We start from the raw sequence: 23,661 nt of genomic DNA, 5'->3' as shown, positions 1-23,661 counted from the left end.
TTAGTTAATTATTATAAGGTATTACTTTTAGTTCATAATCATCTGCTGGTAATAATTCTCCGTCAAATTGAATATTAAGTTCTTTATTCTCTCCAGGGAATAATGTAAAGTAGTTTTCATTCATTATAGCAGGAAGAATACGTTCTCCATCAGATTTTCTGTATGCTTGTACATGGATAGAGAACGCTGTGGATGAACCAATATTTTTAATAGATGCTTTTATCACTTTTTTATCATTATTCGTTTCTATAGATGATTTAACGTTAAGTTTTGCCTTTGTCAATTTATTCAACGCTGTATAATCATTCAATACATTAGAACGCCAATAGAAGTTATCGGATAATAACTTACCTTCATTATTCATCAGTTCTAAACGAATAAAATGTACAGGGCTTAGATCTGTTTTTACTTTCTTCTTACCAAATAACTCAAATTCATAAAGAGAATAACCCCATTCAGTTGCACGTTTTATACCTAACATTTTTACATATCGAGCTGTAGTAGGTTTAATTTTAATATCTTCATTTCCTCCTTTCGAATTTGTATTTTCATACACATCTCGCCAAGTTACAGTATCATCCGAAACCTGTAGTTTGTAATGCTTAGCATGGGCATGTTCCCATTTAAGAGTAATGTGCGCTATCTCTTTTTGCTCTCCAAGGTCTACGTAAATCCATTCGTTATCAGAGTATTTACTTGCCCATCGACTACCATCACTACCATCGACAACTTCGTCTGCATCACCGGCATCTCCCGAAATAGAGGAAGCCAGAGCTTTCTTTTTATATGACATATTATCGGTAGTAAAATTCATATCAAAGAAATGTGTTGAACTATTTGCTTTACTATCAGCGACAGCTTGTTGTCCGTATTTTATCATTTCTTTTCCATGCAGATTGTAAACTGTAGCTCTCGCTTTCAATTCTTTGAGATCTTCTAATGTCGTATTTATTACTTTGACAGAATTGTCGGCGTAGCTCCATTGTATGTGAACATGCTCTAATGCTTTTTTTACACCCCAATATGCACCTGTAAGATCATAATAATAATCATAAGTTTGCCAAACAAAAGAAGGATATGCCGATTGGCTCATCCATGTCATAATACCACTAGCATCATTCCACATATGATCTTGCCATCCTTCGAACATGGCTTTGTTGGATTCCAGATTTACTAATTGAGCTTTACGACAAAAATCTTCAATGCCTGATGCTTTTCCGTAGTTTTCATTGACCATTTCAAAATATTTGTCAGGATTTGCATTAGCAGCCTTAGGCCCGAAGAAGTGAAGGTTCCACATCTCGTTACGGGGCCATCAGTCCTTTTGGGGCATGAATTTTTTGAAACTATCGAATGTTGTAAATACAGCGGTTCCTATTTCTGTACGAAATCCCCATCCCGGACGGCCTTTGTAACCAAATGCCATCGGATATTTGGAAAAATACCAACTTGGATGATAATTTCCCCACGGTCCACTGCCTGATAAGCCATCACTATTAGAGTTGGCTTGATAGTGACGGTCACCACCATCAAAATATTTTACATTTTCTGCAAGCCAATTATTTAATGGTGGTAATGGATAACCTTCGTTTTCTCCACACCAAACAGCAATAGATGGATGGTTTCGTAATCGCTTAATTTTTTCTATGGCATTATTATTGAACGCTTGCACATCGTCTGGTAAATTTTTATGTGAATTCAACCAAAAATCGTCCCATACCATAATACCATATTTGTCGCATGCATCGTAGAATTCTTCATCGGTGACGGAACCAATCCAATTTCGGATCATGTTCATATTCATTTCTTTATGAAGTTTAATTTTAAGATCGTATTCTTCACCGCGACAACGAAGCATATACTCGCTCATTCCCCAATTTCCCCCTTTTATATAAACAGGCTCACCATTTATTTTGATACGGAATACCTCATCAACATATTCATAACTATACTCTCTAATGCCAAATGTGATTTGTTTGGAATCAAATACTTCACCGTTCACAGAATAAGTAATGTTACAGGTATATAAATTCGGGTCTCCATAACCATTAGGCCACCATAACTTAGGGCTTTTAATTTCAAATTGCTTATAATCTTTAGCTTTCAGTTTAAAAGATTTTTGCTGTTCTGCCCCAATTGTAATTTCTTTCGTGAATTCAATATTTCCTGGTTGGATTATTCCCTTGAGAATCCCTGTTTGCTCGGTAGTCGTATTGTTTTTCAGTTCTAGTTGTAATTCTAAAAGTGCTTTATCTTTGCTCGGAACTTTGCTCCTTATCCAGGGATCAATAAGAGAAATTTCTCTTGACGTTGTAAGATAGACATCATCGGTAATACCACTTAATAGCCCCGGTACGTATGGCATCCAATCCCAGCTGGCACTTGAGATATAAGTCGGACTTGCATGATTAGGTACTGGGAGTCCTACCCACGATACAAGTACGGCCAAAATATTTTTCTCATTTTTATTTATGAAGGGTGTAATATTAAATTTACCTCGATGCATAAAACCATCGAGAGTGCCAAGTCTATTTCCATTCAGGTAAATATCCCCTTTGCGATTTACTCCTTCAAAGTTGAGCCATAGTATATCTTCAGATGAAAACTCTGGCGTATAAAATTCTGCTCGGTACCAAAAGTTTTGGTCATATTTTGATTTATCTACTTTATAGGCGTTATCACCAAAGTTTGGATCTTCTTCCAAGCCCGCCTCCACATATGACCCGAAGATTGTTCCCGGAACAACGGCCGAAACCCAGTTCGACATATTGTAAGATGTGGACATTATTTGTGTCGGATTTGCTCCGAGTTCTGATTGGGGTTTTACTTTCCAGCTTATAATCTTACTGCCGCTATTTAATGAAATCGTATTTTTCTGAGCATTCACACTAACGAGAAAGGCATAGAACAGGAGAATAATTGATAACCTTAAATTCATTATTATGATTTTATATTTATTGATAATTGCTTTAGGGAAAAATGTTTCTCTTTCCCTAAAGCACATCTTAATTGTTTGTTATTATTTAGATAAAGAGAATGGCGCAGCGTTTTTGCCTGTTGCTCTGTCCTTATTGGGTAGATTACCCATTTCGAAACGAAGAATACCTCCATTTGCAATATCTTTATAAGTAATATAATTTTTGTTTAGAGGATTTCCATTTAATGATGCAGATTGGATATATACATTTTCTTTATTGTTATTATTAGCTTCTATAATGAATTTTTTGCCATCCTCCAGAGTTAAAGTTACTTTCTTGAATAACGGGCTGCCTATTACATATTCATCAGTTCCCGGACAAACGCTATATATGCCAAGAGCACTGAGTACATACCAAGAAGACATTCCTCCCTGGTCTTCATCTCCGGGATAACCTCTCTCAGAGGAATTGTATAGCCTATCCATTATCTGACGTATCCAATATTGTGTTTTCCAAGGTTGTCCAGCGTAAGTGTACATATACGGCATATGTTGAATTGGTTGGTTGCCATGGGCGTACTGACCCATATTGGCAAGTTCCATTTCTTTCATTTCGTGAATGACACTACCGTAAGTACCCGGTTTGATAATGTTAGGAATGGTGAAAACAGAGTCCATTTTAGTTGTGAATTTTTCATCACTGCCATATAAATTTATCAGACCTTGTACATCATGGAAAACAGACCATGTATAGTGCCAGGCATTACCTTCACAATATGCTCCACCCCATTCATAAGGATCGAATGGTTCTACCCATTTTCCACTTAAGGTTCTCCCTCTCATAAATCCGGTAGAATGATCAAATACATTTCGATAATTATACATTTGTTTAGCAAAAACATCTTCATAGAATTTGTTTCCTGTCATTTTAGCCAGTTGATAGCCGCAAAAATCATCGTAAGCGTACTCTAAAGTTTGAGCTGTTGAACCCATCGACTCGGGATAGGTTACGTAGCCTAATTGCCAATATTCTTTCCATCCGGCACGTCCGTTTGCACCTCCCCAAGGCCCCTTGTTCATAGCCTCGTGTGCATATGCTTTTAACGCTCTCTCAGAATCGAAAGTACGTATACCTTTTGCCCAAGCATCGGCTATCAGTGAGATAGCGTGATTACCAATCATTCCTCCGGTTTCTCCTGGTGCAGACCACGAAGGTAACCATCCACATTGCTCTTGTGCATCTAATAAGGCATTCATATATCTACCTTGCATAGTAGGGTGGAGGATATTGGTCAATGGAAATTGTGAGCGGAAAGTATCCCAGAATCCGTTATCGGTATACATATATCCTTTATATATTTTTCCATTATATGGACTGTAGTAATATGGTTCATTGTTTTCATCGCGTTCATAGAACTTACGTGAGAAAAGATTGGCACGAAAAAGACAAGAGTAGAAAGTTCTTATTTGTTCATCTGTACCACCTTCTACAATTACCCTGTTTAGTAGCTCATTCCAAGTTTTTGCTCCTTTTGCTTTTGTAACTTCTAGTGTCTTGTCATTACCCAATTCTCGTTTTAGGGTTAGTAAAGCCTGTTCTGGGCTGATATAAGAAGACGCGGCTTTAGCCTGCACTTTTATTCCTTTTTTAAACTTGATATATCCACCTGCTCCTTTGCCTTCCCGATGAGTTTCGTTAGGAAAAGTTTGGTCCTTTTCATTTTCCCATGTACCATAAGCCTCAAAAGGGCTGTCGAATTGAACAATGAAGTAATTACGAAAATTATCCGAATGATTTACAAAACGCTGATTATTTACCCATCCGCTTATTTGTCTTTTTACAGGGTCTATCTTTATTTCGCTCATGGCTTTTAACCCATCTAATACAAGATAAGCATCTCCGTTTTTGGGGAATGAAAAACGCAGATGCACTCCTCGTATTGTTGGAGCCATTTCTGTTGTAATACCATTGTCTAAGGTTACTTTATAATAATGGGGCTTGGCAATTTCGTTATCGTGGCTGAATTTTGTTGCTCTTTGTTCTTCATTTACAATTAATTCACCAACCATAGGCATAAAAGAATAAACCGCATAATCACTCATCCAAGGACTACATTGATGTGCCTGTTGGAAGCCTCTTATCTTGTCTACAAAGTATTGATATTTCCAACCTTCGCCATTAGGCCCTGTTTGTGCCGACCAAGTATGCATTCCATATGGCATTGCTGTAGTAGGGTAGGTGTTTCCATAGCTAAGTCCGAAATGGGAGTCTGTGCCTTGTAATGTATTTACATACTGTACCAAATCTTTTAACTGAGCATTGACAGTCATTATTGGTAATATAAAAATAAAAAATATTACGGTGATCTTTTTCATTATATTTAATTGTTTGTTATCTCTTCATTACATATGCAATATTTTGCCGATTAGTGTAAGCCATATATTTTTCATATACTATGATGATATCCTTAATTTCTTTCCCTAGCAGACACAAATACCTATATGGGGCAAGTATCTGCCAGGGAAAAATCTATTATTGGAGACAATCGGTAATTTCTAATTAATCAAACTAGAACGATACCTGTACACCCAGATTAATAACACGTTGGTTCATGTATGAATCTCCTGCCGAGTTTGTCTTAATCTCAGGGTCTTGTTGATATTTATCGTAATTTGTTTTTGTAAACATATTATAAGCATTTACATAAAAACGGGTACTGTTTATTCCTTTAGGCAAACTACTTTTAGGAAGTTCATACCCAAGATCTATTGTCTTAAGCCTGATATACCATGCATTTACTAACCAGAAATCCGACATGTAGCCTTCGCTACTACTTACGGTTGCCGGGTTTGTTGTTAAACGAGGAAAATCGATTTGTTCTCCATTATCATATCTTTCCTGAGTCCAACGTTTTTGGTGGATTGGTTGAAACTGGCTCTTGAATGATTCAATACCTGTACCTACAACACTGAAACTGTAATCAAATGATCCTTGGAACAACAAGCTAATAGTAAATCCTTTGTATCCGGCGCCAATAGTCCAACCTAAGGTTGTAGTCGGGAGATTAGGTTTGCCAATTGCACCTTTATCGAAATCATCGATAATTCCATCCCCGTTAAGATCTTTATATTTTAGGTCTCCGGCAGTTACGGGAATATTAGGTATTGCTATTTTATTAGGATTCCCTTGATTATAAATTTCATCGATTTCGTTTTGAGTATAATATCCATCCCATGTATATCCAAACGGTTGACCTATAGGTTTACCAGTTTCTGAAAGCCATGGGTAGCGTTGTTGGGCTTCAGCCTTGTATTTCACATTGTTTTTGGCGTAAGAGAAAACCAGATTAGTATTGAAATCTACTTGTCCAAATTTATCATTATATCCTATTTGTCCATCAAATCCTTGATTGGTAGTCTCTCCAATATTTGTACGAGGAAGCCCGATCCCTAACATCAGAGGAACATCATTTTTTTCTACTAACTGATCGTAACGGAAGTCGTGGAAATAGTCGATACTGAATGATAATTTATGAAACATATTGGCATCTATACCCACATTGAATTTACGAGCTTTTTCCCATGTTACAAAAGCATTACCCAATGTACCCTCTTTGTATGAATCATAACTTTGAGGCGATTCGCCGAAATTGTATCCAGATCCTTTTTCATATACCTGCTTGTATAAGTAGCGATTACCCGGAGTAACATCAGAACCTACCAATCCATAAGAAGCTCTAAGTTTCAACATCGCTATGTTTTTAAAGCGTTCTTGAAAGAAGTTTTCTTCTGCAATATTCCAACCAGCTGCAACTGCAGGGAAAAATCCAAATCGATTATCTGCTCCAAATCGGTCTGTACCGTTATATGCTCCATTGAAGTCGATCAGATACCTATTCTTGTAATTGTAACTGATTTGTCCTGTATATCCTTCGAATTTCTCAGGTACAGCAGCACTAGTCCACATGTCTTTGTCTGCAGTACGACTTTGCCGGTTATACATTAACATAGATTTTATAGTATGCACTTCATTAAATGTTCTTTCATAATTCAGGAAAGTCTGGATATTGACATCCCTGATAGCTTTTTCAGTACCTCCATTGATTATATACCTTGAGTAGGCATAAGATGTTGCTGTAGGATTGATAGTATATGATCCTGGTTCTGTGTTAGGATTGTAGTGATAGGTAGGATACATATCCTTAGACCGTCTCATTCCTCTGAAATTTTCATCTATACTAGAGTAAGCTATACGAAACATACCAGAAAGCCCTTGAGTGACAAAATCCAATTTTTGAGATACATCGAATAAAATATTGGAATCGAATCGTCTTGTACGCTTATATCCTTCGTTTGCCAAGCGTGCGTTTAGAGTAGGATCTTTACTCTCTGTCAAAAAATAATTATGATATGCATATGTTCCATCAGGATTAATTACCGGAGCCGAGAATGGAGTCATGCTCTTGAAATTGTAAATTTCTCCTACAGCATTCAAACTATTTGGTTCGTTAATATTCATAAAACGAGATGACATGTCTAAACGTGCTTTTGTCGTTGACGTAACATCAAAATCCAGATTTGCACGGAAATTGAATCTTCTGTAGAAATAGTCTGTGTTTACTTCTCCGTATGGATCATCAAAATTCCGGGTCAACCCGTTCTGGGAGAAAAATCCTCCTGTCAGAAAGTATCTCAATTTCTGAGTACCACCCGAAATATCCACATTCATATTTTTCTGAGAGGCTGTTTTCTTAAAGATCTCATTGTACCAGTCTACATTTGGGTGTCCATATGGATCTTCTCCTGTCTGATATAATCTGAGATCCTCATCGGTAAATGGTTTCTGGGTATACAATCCGTCATTTTCGTAGGCTTCATTTACTAATGATGCCGATTCGTAAGCATTTAAGAATTTAGGAGTACGAACAGGCATTGTCAAACCTCCTTCTAAACGAACGTTTATGCGAGGTGTACCTTCAGATCCGCGTCGGGTTTTAACTACTAATACACCATTGGCTCCCTTTATTCCATAAATAGCTGTAGTCGAGGCATCTTTCAATATAGAGATACTCTCTATTTCATTTACATTGATTTGTTGTAACTGATCGTATGAATATTGTACATCGTCGACAATAATAAGAGGTTGGTTTCCGCTGTCATTTAAAGAGCTAGCTCCACGTATAAAAAAGTCCGAAGCGTCCTTACCTGGCTGTCCCGATCGCTGTTGAGCAAAGAATCCCGGAAGTTTACCATATAGAGCATTCTGCACGTTAGATGTGGGCACATTTTGTATTTCAGAGGCAGAAATGGCACTTACAGCTCCGGTTAGAGTGATTTTTTTAGTTTTTCCAAAACCAACTACTATAACTTCATCCAAATCTGTTTGATCGCTGGACAATACAATGTCCAATACTTTCTGATTAGTTATTTTGATAGTTTGTTTCTTAAAGCTAATAAAAGAAAAAGAAACATTATCTCCTGATTTTACTGTTAATGTATAATTCCCGTTTATATCAGTCATCGTACCGTTTATCGTACCGTCTACAACAACACTAACACCGGCCAATAACTCACCGTCTGTTGAAGATACTTTTCCTTTCAGTTGGATCTGTTGTTGTCCAAAAGCGAAGGTAAATATCTGTATACTAATAAATAATAAAAATAGTCTTTTCATATTGTTTATCTATATTAAAGATTCAATAAACATTCATTTTACCACATCGGGTTTTGAACCAGATTACTGTTTTTGTTTACTTCGCTATATGGTATAGGGTAGAGATATCTTCTTGTATCGAATTTTGCATCCAGAATATCTTTTTCCATAAACTGCATATTTCCTGTTATAAGCGTTATAGTCAATCCTTTAATTGGTTTATTGAAAATCTCTTCAGCTTTCCTCCAACGGCGTATATCCCAATAACGATGTTCTTCGAATGCCATTTCTATCCTTCTTTCATTACGAATAAGTTCTTGCATGGCTTGGCATGTTACGTTGTTATCGATTCCATATGTACCATCATCACCTTCGATACCAGCTCTTTTTCTAATTTCTCTTATTACGTTTAATACTTTCGGATTAACAGTGCTTTTCCCTGTTGACAAATCATATTCATTTTGCGCTTCGGCATAATTGAGCAAAATTTCGGCATAACGAAATACTACCCAGTTGCGAGTAACACCTGAATATTCCACTTCATTTTCGAATTTGCCCATAAACTTACGCATATAGTAACTCGTTCTTGTTTTTGTTTCACTTATGCCTGCAGGATTGCTTCGCCCGCCTTCATAAGTAGCCAAGATAGAGCTCAACCAATGTGATCCTTGATGTAATATTGTATAGTCTAGTCGAGGGTCACGATTGTCGTACATACTTGCATTGAAGCTATAAGGATATTTAGAACTTTGCCCTATTGCTTTTCCATCTTTCATTGGGAATGCATTCACTAGGTCTTGAGTAGGACTGGTACGGGCATTTCCTTTTGCATTGCCCGAATATCCATACGGACCATTAGCCATTTCCACATCTTTATTGCCAGAACCACCTTGTACATGGAATATTACTTCTTTAGCGTTTGCATTGTAATATTGTAGGAAGACATCTCTGAAATCACTCATCAGCTCATAACCTTGATAGGTACCGTCCGGACCCCATTCGGCCATAAATTGTTCGGCTGCGTTTGCTGCTTTTTGCCAACGTTCTGCTTTATAGTCTGTATACCCCACATATGGATTATTGGCATCGAGTGTGTTACCATTAAAGAGTGGGCTTGCGGCATATAAAAGTACTCTCACTTTAAGGGCCATTGCGGCACCAGCTGTTACAACATGTCCGTTATCATTTATATTGGCTACTGGAGCTGATCGTAAACTATCCTTTATTACATCGAGTTCGCTTACAATATAGTCTATACACTCTTCGAATTTATTTCTGGGTAATTCCATTGATTGATCTAGCTCATAAGGGATATCTCCAACTAACGGTACACCGCCATAACGTTTTACCAATTCGAAATAATATAGGGCTTTCAAGAAACGAGCTTCTGCTTTCCAAGCTCTGTTCATTGGTATTCTTTGAGCTACATGATTATTAAATCTCTCCTTAAGGGGAACGATATCGATATTGTTTATAAATGTATTAGCTCTGCGGATACCTGTATAAAACTCACCCCATGACATATCTTGACTTATACGTGTCGATGCTGTATATTGCCCTGCGGATAGTTTTTTTATTTGATTATTGTTTGTCACAGATGTTACTGCATCATCAGTCGCTGCGTCCAAATAATCGCCATCGATGCGATTATGTCCATACATTTTAGTTCTTAAAACACTATATACTGAATTCAAATATTTTTGAGCATCGACTCCTAATGAGTCTCTATCTGAAAATACATATTCGAGGGTATATTTTTCTACTGGTACTTCTTCGTAATCGTTACACGCCGATAGTCCAAAGAAAAGACCTATTAGTATTATATATATATTATTTTTCATATACTTCATTTTTTAGGAAATACTAAAATTTGATATTGATTCCTGTATTAAATCCTCGTAGCATAGGGTAATTTCTAAAGTCCATAACTTCAGGATCTACAAGATCGGTGGCAGATTGTGTCCATAAGTTTTGTCCTCCGACGAATATTTTGACTTTTGCACCACCCAAATAGTTTCTGGATAGAGATTCGGGTAATGTATATGCTATGTTTAGATTCTTAAGTCGTATATAGTTGCCTGATCTTAGCCAAAAAGAGTTGTTCATTCCGTTCGGTCTGTTATTGTATTGATTCGAACCTGACGATAATCTAGGGAAAAGTGCTGTTTCAGCAGTTTCTGGAGTCCAACGATTTATTATGTGTTCATAAGCTTGGCTATAATCACCGAAGACCTTGTGGAATCCGGTAGTGAATTCATGCCCGGCATCGGGTAAGTAAATCTCTCTGTTATATACACCCTGAAATAAAGCCGACACTTCAAAACCTTTATATTCAAAACCTAAGTTTAACCCAAAATAAGAAATGGGCTTATCACCTCCGATGACTGTTTGGTCAAACTCATCTATAACTCCGTCTCCATTCAAGTCTTTATATTTCAGGTCTCCCGGTATAATTCTTTCTCCTGCAATAACAGGACTGTTTTTAATTTCTTCCTCAGTTTGGAAAAAGCCATCGGATACTAATCCATATATAGCATTTACAGGACGCCCTGTTCTACGCAAATAATCATAAGGAACATTTTGTTCGTCCATAAACTTAACCTTCGAGGAGTATATATTCCAGTTTCCTGTGATGTAATAATTAAAGTCCTCAACATTATTCTGATAAGTGATCGATAGGTCTATTCCTTTATATTGATTTTTCCCTATATTTTCAGCAGGGTAGTTTAGTCCTATAAGTTCTATAGTTTTACCTCTTTGTCTTAGCAGATCAAAGTAATTGTCACAATAAAAATCAGCTGTAATCAAAAGACTTTTGTTTAATAATGCTGCATCTACTCCCACATTTAGCTTATGTGCTCTTTCCCATGAAACGTAAGGGTTTGCCAATGCATTGTCAACTTCATTTATACCATTAGCAGAACCAGCTAACCAGCCTCCATATCCGGACCCGTGATCGTACCATACTCCATTATTAATATCATTACTATATTGTTGTCTCCATGTAAAATAACCGGCAGAAGAATTTCCTGTTTCACCGAATACTCCACGTAATTTAAATTGATCTAACCAATTTGCGTCAGATAAAAAGGCTTCTTTGCTTATATCCCAGCCTAAGCCTACAGCATAAAATGTACCCCATCGTTTTCCTGGAGCTAATCTGTTAGAATAACTTCTTGAAACCGAAGCCTGAGCAAAATATTTTTTGAGATAATCATATTTAGCTTCGACATTAATATTTACGGGCTTTTCAGGTAATAAATAGTTATCAAGGACTTCACCTACGTCAGAGAATACATTACCTTCTATGGTATGAGCATTATTTATTGTTTTAATATAGTTTAAAGCTATTTGCCCATACATAGACTGATAATTGGAAACTCCCCGAAATTCATTTATTTGGGTATCAGTTGATCCAAAGTGTTCATAACTACCTCCTTGTCCGTTAGCATATGGTATATATAAAAATACCGGTTCACGTTTGCTGCGTACTAATGCACTACGGCTCTGAAAAGCAACATTACCGACCATGTGTGCTGATAAACCTTCGAGGAGCCAGTTCATATTGTGATCTAATGTTATATTTCCAGTTCCGTCACGAGTTATATCTTGTGTATATCCCGAACTGATAGTTCGAGCCATTAGGTTTTGATCATGTAAATTGTTTCCGCCAAAAGAACCATTCGGATTATATATTGGATATGCAATATTAGATGTGGAATATAGGTTGTTAAAAATCTCTTTCCATCCGTTTCCCGGCTGATTTCCATCTTCGATACGTCCCATAATGGAAGCTCCCAATTTGAGGTTATCCATTACATTTACATTAATTTTAGATGTAATCATGTAACGTTCATACTTAAGATTGGTATTATAACCATTGTTTGAAGATTCTCTTAATAAACCATCTTCTGACATATATCCCAGATTCACAAAATATTGAGCAACTTTACCTCCTCCGGTTGCATTGAGATTGTATGATTGTATTGCAGAATTATTTTTCAATATTTGGTCATACCAGTTCACATTTGGGTGTGTTTCAGGGCTAGTAGAGTTACGGAATTTTTCGATGTCGGCTGAGCTGTAAATTGGTTTTTCACCATCGTTAACTCTTGCTTCATTTAGCAAATATGCATATTGAAAAGCTGAAAGAGGCTTAGGTGTTTTTATCGGTTCTTGTATACCATACCTTCCGGTAAATGATACTTGAAATCCTCCTTCTACAGGTTTCTTGGTCGTTATATACAATACTCCACGAGAACTGCGTCCACCTAGAAACATCGAAGACAAAGCGTCTTTTTGAACCGAGACAGACTCGATACTTTCTACATCTAAATTGAATAGGTTACTCTGAAAACCATCAACTATTACCACCGGGCTTGTTGCTCCTCTGAGATTGATGCCAAATTGAGAGGTATTGTCACTATATCCGGAATTGGCATCTATCGGTTGTGAACCAATGTAAGCATTGTTATCGACACCCGAAGAAGTGAAAATATCTCTCATTCCACTATTTTGTGTAATATTTAAGCCTGGAATTCTTCCAACCAAAGCAGGAATTATACTATGCGACAATGTAGATGACAGTTCTTCGGTATATATAGTAGAAATTGCGCCTAAATGGCTTTCTTTACTGATGGTCTTACCAAACGGAACATCTATAGTATCAGGATTCTTAAGCTTTTTATCCTTTAAGGTTACTTTGAATACTTTTTTCTTGTCCGATGTAGAATTCACTTTTACTTCTTTTACCAAATAATCTGGATGAGAGAGAACTAATGTAGCTCCATTTCCAGAGTCAAGGTTAAAGGAGCCATCCATATCGGTAGTTACTACATGATTACTCTTCTTTATAGATACTTTTACTTTAGAGATAGGCCTTCCATATTGGTCTATTACCATACCCGAGAACCCTGGCTTATCAGCAGGTGTAATGTCTTGGGCATAACAGAATCCGTACCCTGACAAAAACCATACAAGCATAAGTAAGAAATAGTTTTTGCTAATTCTTTTATATATTATATTATACATATATTTTGGCTTTTTAATTTAAAAATTGACTCACGATCATTTACAAATAAAATTGTATACAAACGGTTCTATTGGTTTTCCCGGTTGATTAGGGTTTTGCTCCACTTCTTCTTTATGCTGCTCGTCATAGTCGCTGACATATTTAGTCTTATCACTATTTGTGAAGTAATATTTTATTGAAGTTATAGTCTCACCTGCGGGTATATTGAAATATGCTTCAGACCAAAATGTTTTACTATAGGCTATTCCGTATTCAGAATCTTTCTTCATTTTCGTTTTATCGGATATTTCATCTACTTTATAACTATTGCCTTTATCTGTAATGGCCGTAGCATTTAAGTAAATATTATTTACCTCTGACATTAAGTCGTTGGTATAGTAATCTCCGATATATTCGAATGTCAAAATATCATTTTGAGTAGCTGTTCCCGGAGTAGCTCTGTTAAAATGATATTCACAGAAATCGATAATATCACCTTCTCCATCAGTAACATCAAAGCAGTCGCCCCAAAGCACCTTCCATCTGTCCTCATCGCTACCTAGTCCATCATCGGCATGATTGACAAAAAAGCCAATTTTAGCCCTTAAATTATCCGGACCTGTTTTTATCTTTATTCTTACTTTAATAAATAAGTGTATATTATTGTGGATAGTCCATGAGTCTTTTGCTTGAAACGCATACCATTGCATATCATCCAAAACATTTGTAGTACGGCCTCCTACGGTATTTAATAGAGCCTGATCCCAAGATAGTCCCGGCTTATTTTTAGGAGATCCGGTTAGCAATTCCATAGGTCTTAATTCTCCTATATCATTCCACAATTCCCATGTTACTTCAGCATCCTTAGCTTCACTCCATGATTTTGGAACTTGAAAAGCTATTATCAGCTTATCGGTTTTATCTTCGTTAGCCATTGCTTTTACATAAAATGTAAAATTTGCATATTCCCCGGCTTTCACAGAACTTGTATTATATACTACCGGAGACTTGATGTCTTTGAATTCGTCATCGAAATATGCGCCATGATCATTAAGCAATTCAAAACCACAAGCAACAAATATGATGGCAATTATTGCTACTCCAAGGGGCTTTAATATTAGCCTGATATTTAATTTGTTTTTCATCAGATTCGGATTTTTAGTTAATTAGCTACTCTTTCCAATACATAGGTATATACGTTGCTATGGCAACCTGGAGCGAAGGACAAGATTATCTGCCGCTCTCCTTTATTTATTATGTATTCGAAAGATGAAATATTAGCTGTCGGAGCTCCGTTTTCTTTGAATATAAGCTGAGATGGGTACTGAGGGTCATCAATATTCCATGTACCGTTTTCTTTGACTAGAAATGGAAGATAATTTTCTATTTTGTATGTTTTATCTGTATTGAAAGTTATTGAGAATGCTTTAAAGTCCATAGCATTAGTAATATCCGATCCATTTCTTGTAACCTGACTGATACTCCAGCTTCCACTAAGATTTTTATCTATTTCTTCAGCCGAATAATCATTTGAATCTTTGAATTCATCACAGGAGCTAACCATGCTTGCCAGTAAGATAAGTAAGATGACAAGCTTAAAATTCAGTATATTCATAATTAATTAGGTATATAATTAAATATCTATTTTTATAAATTATAATTAGGATTTTGTATCAATCCTGGCGACTTGATTGTTTCCTTGTATGGGATAGGCCAGAAGTACATTGCTTTTCTGAAAATACGTTTACGTACATTGAACTTTTGGTACGTTCTGCCACCATCTGTGGTCATACGGGGCTCCATTCCGGTCATTTGCTGATTTTCGGTTTCTTCAGCTATTTTCCAACGTCTTACATCCCAAAATCTATGTCCCTCTATGGCAAATTCTATACGTTTCTCATTTTGAATAGCTTTACGCATTTCTAAACGTGTCATGTTGGGCTTCAAACCAAACATATTGTTAGAATTTGCAGGGTCGTCGTTAATATTGATTCCTCCTCGTTTTCTTATTTGCTTCAAGATTTGATATGTTTCTTCATTGGCCGGTACAATAGCACTTTCCCCTTGTGATGTTATCAAAAACTCGTTCATTGCTTCCGCATACATCATCAAAACTTCTGCATAACGAATAATAGGAGTTTGTTGTGGACCACCATGTACTGTATTTGCAGCTAAATCGCGGTTAACCATTTTGTTGATATAATAACCGGTAGGTGTACCTTGATGAACCGCATCTTTATCACCAGATGAACCGTCTGCATTGAGTGCAATGATTATGGGTGTAGGCGAGCCCGAATTAGATTGTAGCGATACTCCGTCGTAAACAACCGTATTGCGAAGGCGTGGATCTCTGTTTTTATACGGATTGTTTGGATCATATCCTGAAGCAGGATCATTTATTGGTAGGCCGTTATTCATCGGAAATGCATCTACAAGTTCCTGATATATATAGCCTCCTCCCGAACCATTACGGCTAGGTGGTTGAAACCAGCTTTCTCTTGCCCGATCTGATTGACTCCGATCTTCTAATATAGCTTCTACAAAAGGCTTCGAAGATGCATATTTTGTGTCGGCTGCTATAAATTGGGCATAAAATCCATGTCCGGGATCCGGCGCATTATTATTTAAAGGATCGGTATGTAATTCGAATAGACGGTATTGTCCTAGTCGTATAACCTCATAGGCTGCATCCATTGCTTCTTTCCAACGTTCAGCTTTATACTCGGGATAGCCTAATAATTCGGCAGGACAATTTGAACCAGCCACTATATCACTATTTCCATTAAACAATGGACTGGCTGCATATAGTTTTATTCGTGCTATTAATGCTTTACACGCCCCCCCGCTTGCACGTCCGTATAGACGTCCCGAAGGTCTTACAGCAAGGTCTTTTTCGGCACTCTCACATTCCTTTATAATGTATTGGGCACATGCATCATATGTGTCGCGTACATCTTTCATTTTATCTGTTTCGAGATATACTGTATCTCCAATCAGAGGTATTCCTCCGTAATGTCTTAATAAAACAGAATAATACCATGCACGCAAAAATTGAGCTTCTGCTTTGAGCCGTTTCTTCAGTCCCGGCTGAATCGGTGTTTTTTCAATACCTTTGAAAAAGATATTTACCCTTCTGATATTTTCATAAGGGATTCTCCATGCGTCGTCGGTTATAACTACAGGATTAACTGTTCCTGTTGCAAATTGTAAATCGGCGGTTACTTTCGACGACATCTTGTATTCTGCTTCATCACATGCAGTCTGCAATCCTCCCAGATTTTCACCGTCTTTCGAAAAACGATTAGCTCGGGTATCAAGACCTATTTCTCGATAGATCTCATTCAGAAATCCTTCCGTAAGGGCACTATCTGTAAATACTCTTTCATAATCCAGATCAGTGGTCACAGTTTCGTCAAGGAAACTGTTGTCTTTACAGGAAAAACCTCCCCATACGACCATTATGATTAATAATGAATAGAAAATGTTTTTCATACACAATAATGTATTAGGTTAATAAAAAATTAAATGAAATAGTGAAGTCTTTACTAAGACATGATGCTATTTATATTTTGTGAACTAGATATTTATGAAGCAATCGAATTATTTTAGCAGATAGGACTGTTCACTAAGAGTTCGATAACAGAATCTAGGAACAGTTATACTATCATGCTATATTAGCTAGATAATTCTCTCTTTTATTTCGTTCAAAATTAACATGTTCATTTACATGCCCCAATCTTTATTGGGCGTATTACCCATATATAACTCCAATGTTGCCCCATCAGCAATAGAAGAAAAATCTATATAACAGTTTTTATATTCTTTGCCGTTCAATAAAGCTTTCTGTATATATATATTTTCCGGGGAGTTGTTATGTGCAATAATGGTGAATTTACCTCCTTTAAAATATTTTGAGTCCAGATTATATTCTATTTTGTCGAATATAGGACTTGTTATTTCGAGACGTGTATCTCCCGGGCAGACAGGGTGTATTCCAGAGGCTGCAAGTACATACCAAGCCGACATTTGACCAACATCTTCATTCCCCACAATACCTTCTACTTTGTTTGCGTAAGCTTGATTACAGATATGGCGTGTCCATTTTTGAGTAAGCCATGGTTGCTTTAGCCTATTGAATAAGAATGGAATGTGATGTACCGGTTCATTCGCATGGTTATAATAATCGTTCCATAACATATTTTGTGGAGTCTTTTCAAAAAGGTTGGTTAGATTGGCAATAACTTTCTCTGTTCCTCCCATCAATTCAACCATACCTGGTATATCATGAGGTACAAACCAACCCTGTTGATAAGGGTTCGATTCGATACATCCATACCACTCTTTAAGTAGAGCATCTTCCGGCCATTCTTCCCAAGTTCCGTCAATATTACGCGGTCGGAACCATTCCTTTTCTTTATCGAAAATATTTTTATAAGCCTGTCCTTTTCTCAAAAATAATTCTTCATCTCCATGGTTCCCTATTCCTTTTGCAATCTGAGATATGCACCAGTCTGCATAAGCATATTCAAGAGTATGAGAGATACTGAGAGATGATCCTGTATAGCCTAGATCTCCATTTCCATATTTTTTCGAAGTATTTACTGCATATTGATATGCTTTATCTATATTATAATTGCGTATACCTTTCACGTAGGCATCAGCAAGGACTGATAATGCGGGATTTCCTATCATACAACCAGAATATGCATTGAGCATTTCCCAACGTTCGTAATATTCACGTCCGCTTTGTTCTGCAAGCGTTATTAGGGAGTTTAGCTGATCGTTTACCAGTTCAGGATTGATAATCGTTTGTAAAGGGAACTGGCTGCGAAATACGTCCCATCCACTAAATATAGTACGCTTAGTGAATATTGAATTACTATTATATATCTGTTTGTTTCCACCTACATAACGGCCATCAACATCGGTATATGTACGTGGATCTATCATTGTATGATAGAGTGATGTATAAAAGATTGTTTTTTGATCTTCTGTTCCTCCGGAAACTTCTATTCTACTCAATTCTCTATCCCATAAATCTTTTGCTTCGTTACGTACTTGATCGAAATCTTTATTTGCTATTTCAGCATTGAAATTCTTCTCGGCACCATCCATATCGACAAAAGATATTCCCACTTTTAGAATAACTTCTTCATCTTTTTTTGTTACGAATTCGGTGAAAAATCCAAGATGTTTTCCTTCCAGTTCCTTAACATTATTAATGATTTTAGCTTCAGATATCCTTTGTTGATAAGATTCACTTACAACGTCATTACGCTTACGTTTCCAGTTGTTGGGTATATCAGCACTCCAGAAAGCATAATTCTTCAGAGGTTGGCTAAATTGAGCATAAAAAAATACAGTATAGTCCGCATTGCCTTCTCCGTCACCCCAGCCACCACCTTCCGGCGTGCATTTCATCCATCCTTGTATAGTGCTATCATTGACTACTTTTATATATTGATACGACGATGTTCCTCCAACTCTTCTTGCCAGGTCGATTTGTATACGCGATTGCTTATGTTCGGGGAATGTAAATCGTAATATTCCGCTATGGGGTGCAGCTGTGGCTTCTACCCCGATACTATAATCGGATAGTTCTACCGAATAATATCCGGCTATAGCTATTTCTGTATCTTTATTGTATAGAGAACGATATCCATCGATGCTACCATCCTCTTTGCCTGCTATTATTTTCAAATCTCCTGTAGTAGGCATCACAAGGAAATTACCTAAATCTCCGAACCAGCCTACACCACTCATTTGAGTGAAAGCAAAACCTTCTATTGTTTTATGTTCATAACTATACCCCGGAGCGTTATCACCTCCTGTAATTGTATTTGGATTAATCTGAACCATTCCGTATGGAGTAGTTGCTCCCGGAAAAGTTTTACCTAACCCATGATATACTCCGGCAGCACCCACACTGGTGCTAGCCCCAATAAATGGATTAACATAATCGGAGGGAGCATATTTTTTTGTGCTAATATTAGATGTGCACCCTGTCATTGACAGGCATAGTAGAGCTACGATAAGCAGCATTGTCGTTCTATACATAGTATTTTTGATTTATCTTTTTATTAACAATGTTTTGATTCCAAAGCGAGGAATTGATAAATGTATATTGTTCTTTTCGATTGTTTTTTCTGCAATAACATTACCATTTAGGTCAATCTCTTTCACAGCCGATAAAGGAAAACCAAAGTTTAGTTTTTGCTCAGAATCATTTTCTTCAGCATTAAAGAGTCTAATAATGAGATCATCGCCTTGGCTTTTAAAAGCGGTTACTTCGTAACCTGAATTAGCTGCATCAAAATAACACTTGTCTTCTGAATTAGTTTTCTTATGAAACGAATAGACTAAAGGTTCATTCCACTTATTACTTTCAGTTGCTATTCCTGCATAATCCCATTTGCCTGAATGAGGGATGATAGCATATTTCATTTTCAAAGGCTTGGTTATTTTATAATCAACGCCCCACAATCCAATACCTGAATATTGGGCAGTTAGACTTAATGGAAAGTCTTCCCCGTGGGAGTATGAGGTAGTATGATCAGATAATAATGCAAATCCATATTTTTCATTTCTGTCCACAAGATCTATCCAGTTAAGTATGATATTATGCTTTATACTATCCCATGTATTAAAGAATGTATCTTTAAGATTACTCTCGCATACATCGAATGGAGCATTTTTATATAATTTGGCTGAGTGTAGATTGAGGGGAAACATTACATTCAATTTGAATTTATCATTGACAAAAGCTCTTCTGTTTTCGCGCCAGTTATGTCCTTGCTTATATTCCCCTATGCCAACATTGTTTTTCCAATCTATAGTTAAATCAAAATCAATACGCCTTTGCCCATTGTTTAATGTGATAATTTGTGTGTATGGATGGGAAGATATATTTCCTTCTATTTTGAGGATAGTTCTGAGGTTATTTTCTTCCAAAATAGTCACTTTAGCAAGTGAATCGGCAGAAGAATAATATTTTTCATCTTCATAAAAATAGCCTCTCAATTCTCCAAAGTTATATTCACTCGTGATATCGATATATTCCTTATTATCCTCATCTTTAGATGTTAAGCTTTTTATTATACCTCCTTTCGTAGAGCTAATAATGATTTTGTACATATCGTTTTGTACAGTATAGTCTCCATTTGGATGGCATTGTACTGTAGAATACTTTTCTGGCTTAGATTGTTTATCTTGCAGACTATATGTTGCATAACCAAAAGGAGGTACCTTTGCTTTGAAGATAAGATAAACAGAATCTCCTTCTTGTATAAAGGATGAAGGAGTTTTGCTTTTTTTCGAATCGTAAACAGTTATACCATGTGAAATATTCACACTCGATAAATTAATCTTCACGAGCTCTGATCTTTCAATTGCAAGCGTATTATAGACTCTTATATAAGGTAGATTGTCCGATGATAATATATTGGATATATCATAAGTTTTAATGGCATCTTTAATGATATTGTCTGATATATCGTTTGTATTATTAGTCCATAGGGTGATTTCCTGCGCCCAAGTATGTTTTTCGTTCAATCTATTGTAAGGCACTATCCAAGAATCATGATGTTGCGCCATCATCAACGTTCGCCAAGCATCATCTAAAGATGTCTGTAAAGGCTTGTAGTTGTTATCAATAGTTGCCATGGCTGCAATCTTTTCGGCCATAACAATTTTATTTTCGGAAACACGTACTTCCTGTGCAATTCTTTGAAGCACCTGACTTCCCCACATGAGATTTACTAAAACATTTTCTTGCGAAAAGTGCCAATTATCATCAGACTTGCCTTCCGATATATTCTCTATATAGTCTTTCCACGTCACATATATAGAATTATTCTTAATATTATTTCCATTGCCAATCCAAGGGCCATTTTTCCAACCGGCATCTTGATAACACATTCCAACCGGCATCTTAATTCCATAGTCGAAACAAGCCTTGAGGTAAGAATCAGAATTGTTCCATGCTTTAGTTTGCCATGTAGAATGATCTTCAAGAGCTTCACAGGCATATCTTGGTACTGTAAGAATCGAAGTTCCGTCGGGCCCTATCCAATTGACCAATTGTCCTCCATAAGCAGCAGTGTATCCGCCCCAACAAGTATCGGGACATTTAAGTACGGCATACTTAAAACCGAATAGTTTTAGAATTTGAGGCAAACAACTGGTGAAACAAGGTTCTTCAGCCGAATATGTACTAAAAGTTACCTCAGGAAAATGTTGATTAAGTTTTTTTATACCATATTCAAATTGTCGAATAAGGCTTTCTCCTGAGATATTATAACAATAGGGCTGAGCATATGTCGGATTTGTAAATTCAATTCTTTTGTCTGTTATAATATTTTTAAAGTTATTGTACGCTTTAGTATCCTTTACTCTGACTGTATCCCATGTTTCCGGTTCTATTTCAAGCCCTATACGCCATTCGGGATGCTGAGCCAATTTATCAACCATAAATTGTGTTACCCACATCGGATAGTGACCATAAATACCACCATGATAACCGTCAACAAAATAAGCCTGTGTTTGAGACGACACTTTGCTTGATACAGCTATAGTTATTAGTATGAATATAATAATTCGCTTCATTATCTTTACTGAGACTTATTTTATCTTTACTAGTGTTATCTTTCTTTCACGAGGTTTGTTAATCTCATAAATAGTTGAGGTAAGCAGATTGATTTCATCTTGCCATGCTTTTCTTATTTCCGGAAACATTGCTTTCGAGTAAAGATCACGTCTGCCATTGAGCCAACCATTGCTATCTTTGTATTTATCTAAAATCTGGATTGCTTCCCGGCTATTGAGATTGGTTATACCTTTAGGCAGAAAGAAATTAAATTCTACCCATGCATATTCGCGGAATCGACGTTCTATTTCCCAACGTTCTTCGTTAAGCATCATTATTTTAAGAGCCTGTTGGTATTGAGGAGTATTGGTGAGAGTTGCAAGATTGATCCCTTCAGCCAGTTCTTTTGCTGACCAGATTCCAATATTTTCTTCATCGATTATGAGCTTATAATTTCCGGTCAATCCTTTAACAGTCAATGTCTCTTTGTTCATTTCGTCCACAAATGGGACTATCTTCATAGATTCGGCCTGGCTTTTCTTACTTCCCCATCCTCGCGCTATTGTATCCATAGGATATGGTAACGATTTCGCTAAATAATTGAAGCTAATTCTGGTTGAAGTTTTTCTTAGATTATTTATTTCGCAGTTTGAAGAAGACATAACACTTATTTTAGAAGCATCGATTTTAATATCTGCAACTTCCTTTCCTGCAAATCCTTGTTCTTTAAGAAACATATAAGCCATTATCATGTGGCCGTCATTATCGGGATGAATACGATCATTTCCACAAATAGTAAACGTCGGGTCTTTTTGTTGAAATTGTTTATTAAGGGCTGTTATAGGGGTATTAAGATCCAAAAATTCCCATCCATTGTTTTTTGCCGATTCTCGCTGAAAATCGACAATACGTAACATTGCTTTGTTTTTATTTTTGAAAGCGTTATTTCCTTCTATAACTGCAGTTTCATCATATGGAGAGCTTCCCATGAGTACCATCCTCATATTCTCAAGGGATTTAAATCTGGATTCTAATTGCTTATATGCGTCATACGATTCTTTTACTTTTTGGTCGGCAAATGCTTCAGGTTGTTCACCATTATATTCGAAATAGCCTGAGTCGTTCATCCCAAAAGTTGTAATGAGGACTGTAAGATTTTTACTCAGTACATCTCCATCAAATCGATTCACCATGTCGATAGCTCTGTCTCCACCAATTCCGATATTAAACAAGGTTAACTGCATATCAGGGAAGCGAGTCATGTAATAGAGCCATATATATGAATGGTAATGGCCTCCATCGGTAATGCTATTTCCGAGAAATCCTACTCTATCTCCGTCCTTAAAAGGAGTAATATTTTGAGCAGTCAGTGAGGAACAAACACAAAATAGGGCAAAAAAAGAAATTAGTATATTTTTCATTTTGTATTAAAAAAAGATTCTTAGCTATATTCTTTTAAATTATTCCAGAGACCTTCCTTTATTATACAGTGATAC

Annotated in this window: 10 protein-coding genes and 1 pseudogene; all 11 read right to left on the bottom strand. The window is 36.6% G+C overall.

Going from position 1 to position 23,661, the window contains the following annotated elements; genetic code table 11:
- Positions 1 to 4 precede the first annotated feature (4 nt).
- Positions 5 to 2,938: pseudogene (locus JGH11_RS03960) on the bottom strand (discoidin domain-containing protein).
- Between the two features lie 81 nt (positions 2,939 to 3,019).
- A complete protein-coding gene (locus JGH11_RS03955; RefSeq protein WP_201110270.1) occupies positions 3,020 to 5,293 on the bottom strand; it encodes a GH92 family glycosyl hydrolase in 2,274 nt (757 codons plus the stop codon).
- 193 nt (positions 5,294 to 5,486) lie between these two features.
- Complete coding sequence (locus JGH11_RS03950; protein ID WP_201110269.1) at positions 5,487 to 8,591, bottom strand: TonB-dependent receptor; 3,105 nt, start codon at positions 8,589 to 8,591, stop codon at positions 5,487 to 5,489.
- Positions 8,592 to 8,629: 38 nt separating this feature from the next.
- Positions 8,630 to 10,411 carry a RagB/SusD family nutrient uptake outer membrane protein gene (locus tag JGH11_RS03945; protein WP_370567556.1) on the bottom strand — a complete coding sequence of 594 codons (1,782 nt, stop codon included), beginning with the start codon at positions 10,409 to 10,411 and terminating at the stop codon, positions 8,630 to 8,632.
- Positions 10,412 to 10,433: 22 nt separating this feature from the next.
- The gene (locus tag JGH11_RS03940) at positions 10,434 to 13,601 is read right to left on the bottom strand and encodes a SusC/RagA family TonB-linked outer membrane protein (protein ID WP_201110267.1); all 3,168 of its coding nucleotides are present in this window, start codon (positions 13,599 to 13,601) and stop codon (positions 10,434 to 10,436) included.
- A gap of 36 nt (positions 13,602 to 13,637) precedes the next feature.
- Positions 13,638 to 14,726, bottom strand: a complete 1,089-nt coding sequence (locus JGH11_RS03935) for a DUF4961 domain-containing protein (protein WP_201110266.1) — start codon at positions 14,724 to 14,726, stop codon at positions 13,638 to 13,640.
- A 17-nt stretch (positions 14,727 to 14,743) separates the two neighbouring features.
- The gene (locus JGH11_RS03930; RefSeq protein WP_236263852.1) at positions 14,744 to 15,196 is read right to left on the bottom strand and encodes a DUF5004 domain-containing protein; all 453 of its coding nucleotides are present in this window, start codon (positions 15,194 to 15,196) and stop codon (positions 14,744 to 14,746) included.
- A 32-nt stretch (positions 15,197 to 15,228) separates the two neighbouring features.
- Positions 15,229 to 17,073 carry a RagB/SusD family nutrient uptake outer membrane protein gene (locus JGH11_RS03925; protein WP_201110265.1) on the bottom strand — a complete coding sequence of 615 codons (1,845 nt, stop codon included), beginning with the start codon at positions 17,071 to 17,073 and terminating at the stop codon, positions 15,229 to 15,231.
- Between the two features lie 231 nt (positions 17,074 to 17,304).
- Entirely contained in the window at positions 17,305 to 19,638 is a 2,334-nt protein-coding gene (locus tag JGH11_RS03920; protein WP_201110264.1) for a GH92 family glycosyl hydrolase, read from the bottom strand.
- 12 nt (positions 19,639 to 19,650) lie between these two features.
- On the bottom strand, positions 19,651 to 22,185 hold the full coding sequence (locus JGH11_RS03915) for a glycoside hydrolase family 38 C-terminal domain-containing protein (protein ID WP_201110263.1): 2,535 nt from the start codon (positions 22,183 to 22,185) through the stop codon (positions 19,651 to 19,653).
- Between the two features lie 15 nt (positions 22,186 to 22,200).
- Positions 22,201 to 23,586 carry an SGNH/GDSL hydrolase family protein gene (locus JGH11_RS03910; RefSeq protein ID WP_201110262.1) on the bottom strand — a complete coding sequence of 462 codons (1,386 nt, stop codon included), beginning with the start codon at positions 23,584 to 23,586 and terminating at the stop codon, positions 22,201 to 22,203.
- Between the last annotated feature and the right edge of the window lie 75 nt (positions 23,587 to 23,661).

Source organism: Dysgonomonas sp. Marseille-P4677 (assembly GCF_016652235.1).
GTDB lineage: Bacteria > Bacteroidota > Bacteroidia > Bacteroidales > Dysgonomonadaceae > Dysgonomonas.
Note: the sequence above shows the minus strand (reverse complement) of the source record. Positions and strands in the feature narration are given on the sequence as shown.

Coding starts and splice junctions, on each gene's coding strand:
- JGH11_RS03930 (WP_236263852.1), bottom strand. CDS start 15,196: ATGAATATACTGAATTTTAAGCTTGTCATCTTACTTATCTTACTGGCA.
- JGH11_RS03945 (WP_370567556.1), bottom strand. CDS start 10,411: ATGAAAAATAATATATATATAATACTAATAGGTCTTTTCTTTGGACTA.
- JGH11_RS03920 (WP_201110264.1), bottom strand. CDS start 19,638: ATGTATAGAACGACAATGCTGCTTATCGTAGCTCTACTATGCCTGTCA.
- JGH11_RS03915 (WP_201110263.1), bottom strand. CDS start 22,185: ATGAAGCGAATTATTATATTCATACTAATAACTATAGCTGTATCAAGC.
- JGH11_RS03925 (WP_201110265.1), bottom strand. CDS start 17,073: ATGAAAAACATTTTCTATTCATTATTAATCATAATGGTCGTATGGGGA.
- JGH11_RS03935 (WP_201110266.1), bottom strand. CDS start 14,726: ATGAAAAACAAATTAAATATCAGGCTAATATTAAAGCCCCTTGGAGTA.
- JGH11_RS03950 (WP_201110269.1), bottom strand. CDS start 8,591: ATGAAAAGACTATTTTTATTATTTATTAGTATACAGATATTTACCTTC.
- JGH11_RS03910 (WP_201110262.1), bottom strand. CDS start 23,586: ATGAAAAATATACTAATTTCTTTTTTTGCCCTATTTTGTGTTTGTTCC.
- JGH11_RS03955 (WP_201110270.1), bottom strand. CDS start 5,293: ATGAAAAAGATCACCGTAATATTTTTTATTTTTATATTACCAATAATG.
- JGH11_RS03940 (WP_201110267.1), bottom strand. CDS start 13,601: ATGTATAATATAATATATAAAAGAATTAGCAAAAACTATTTCTTACTT.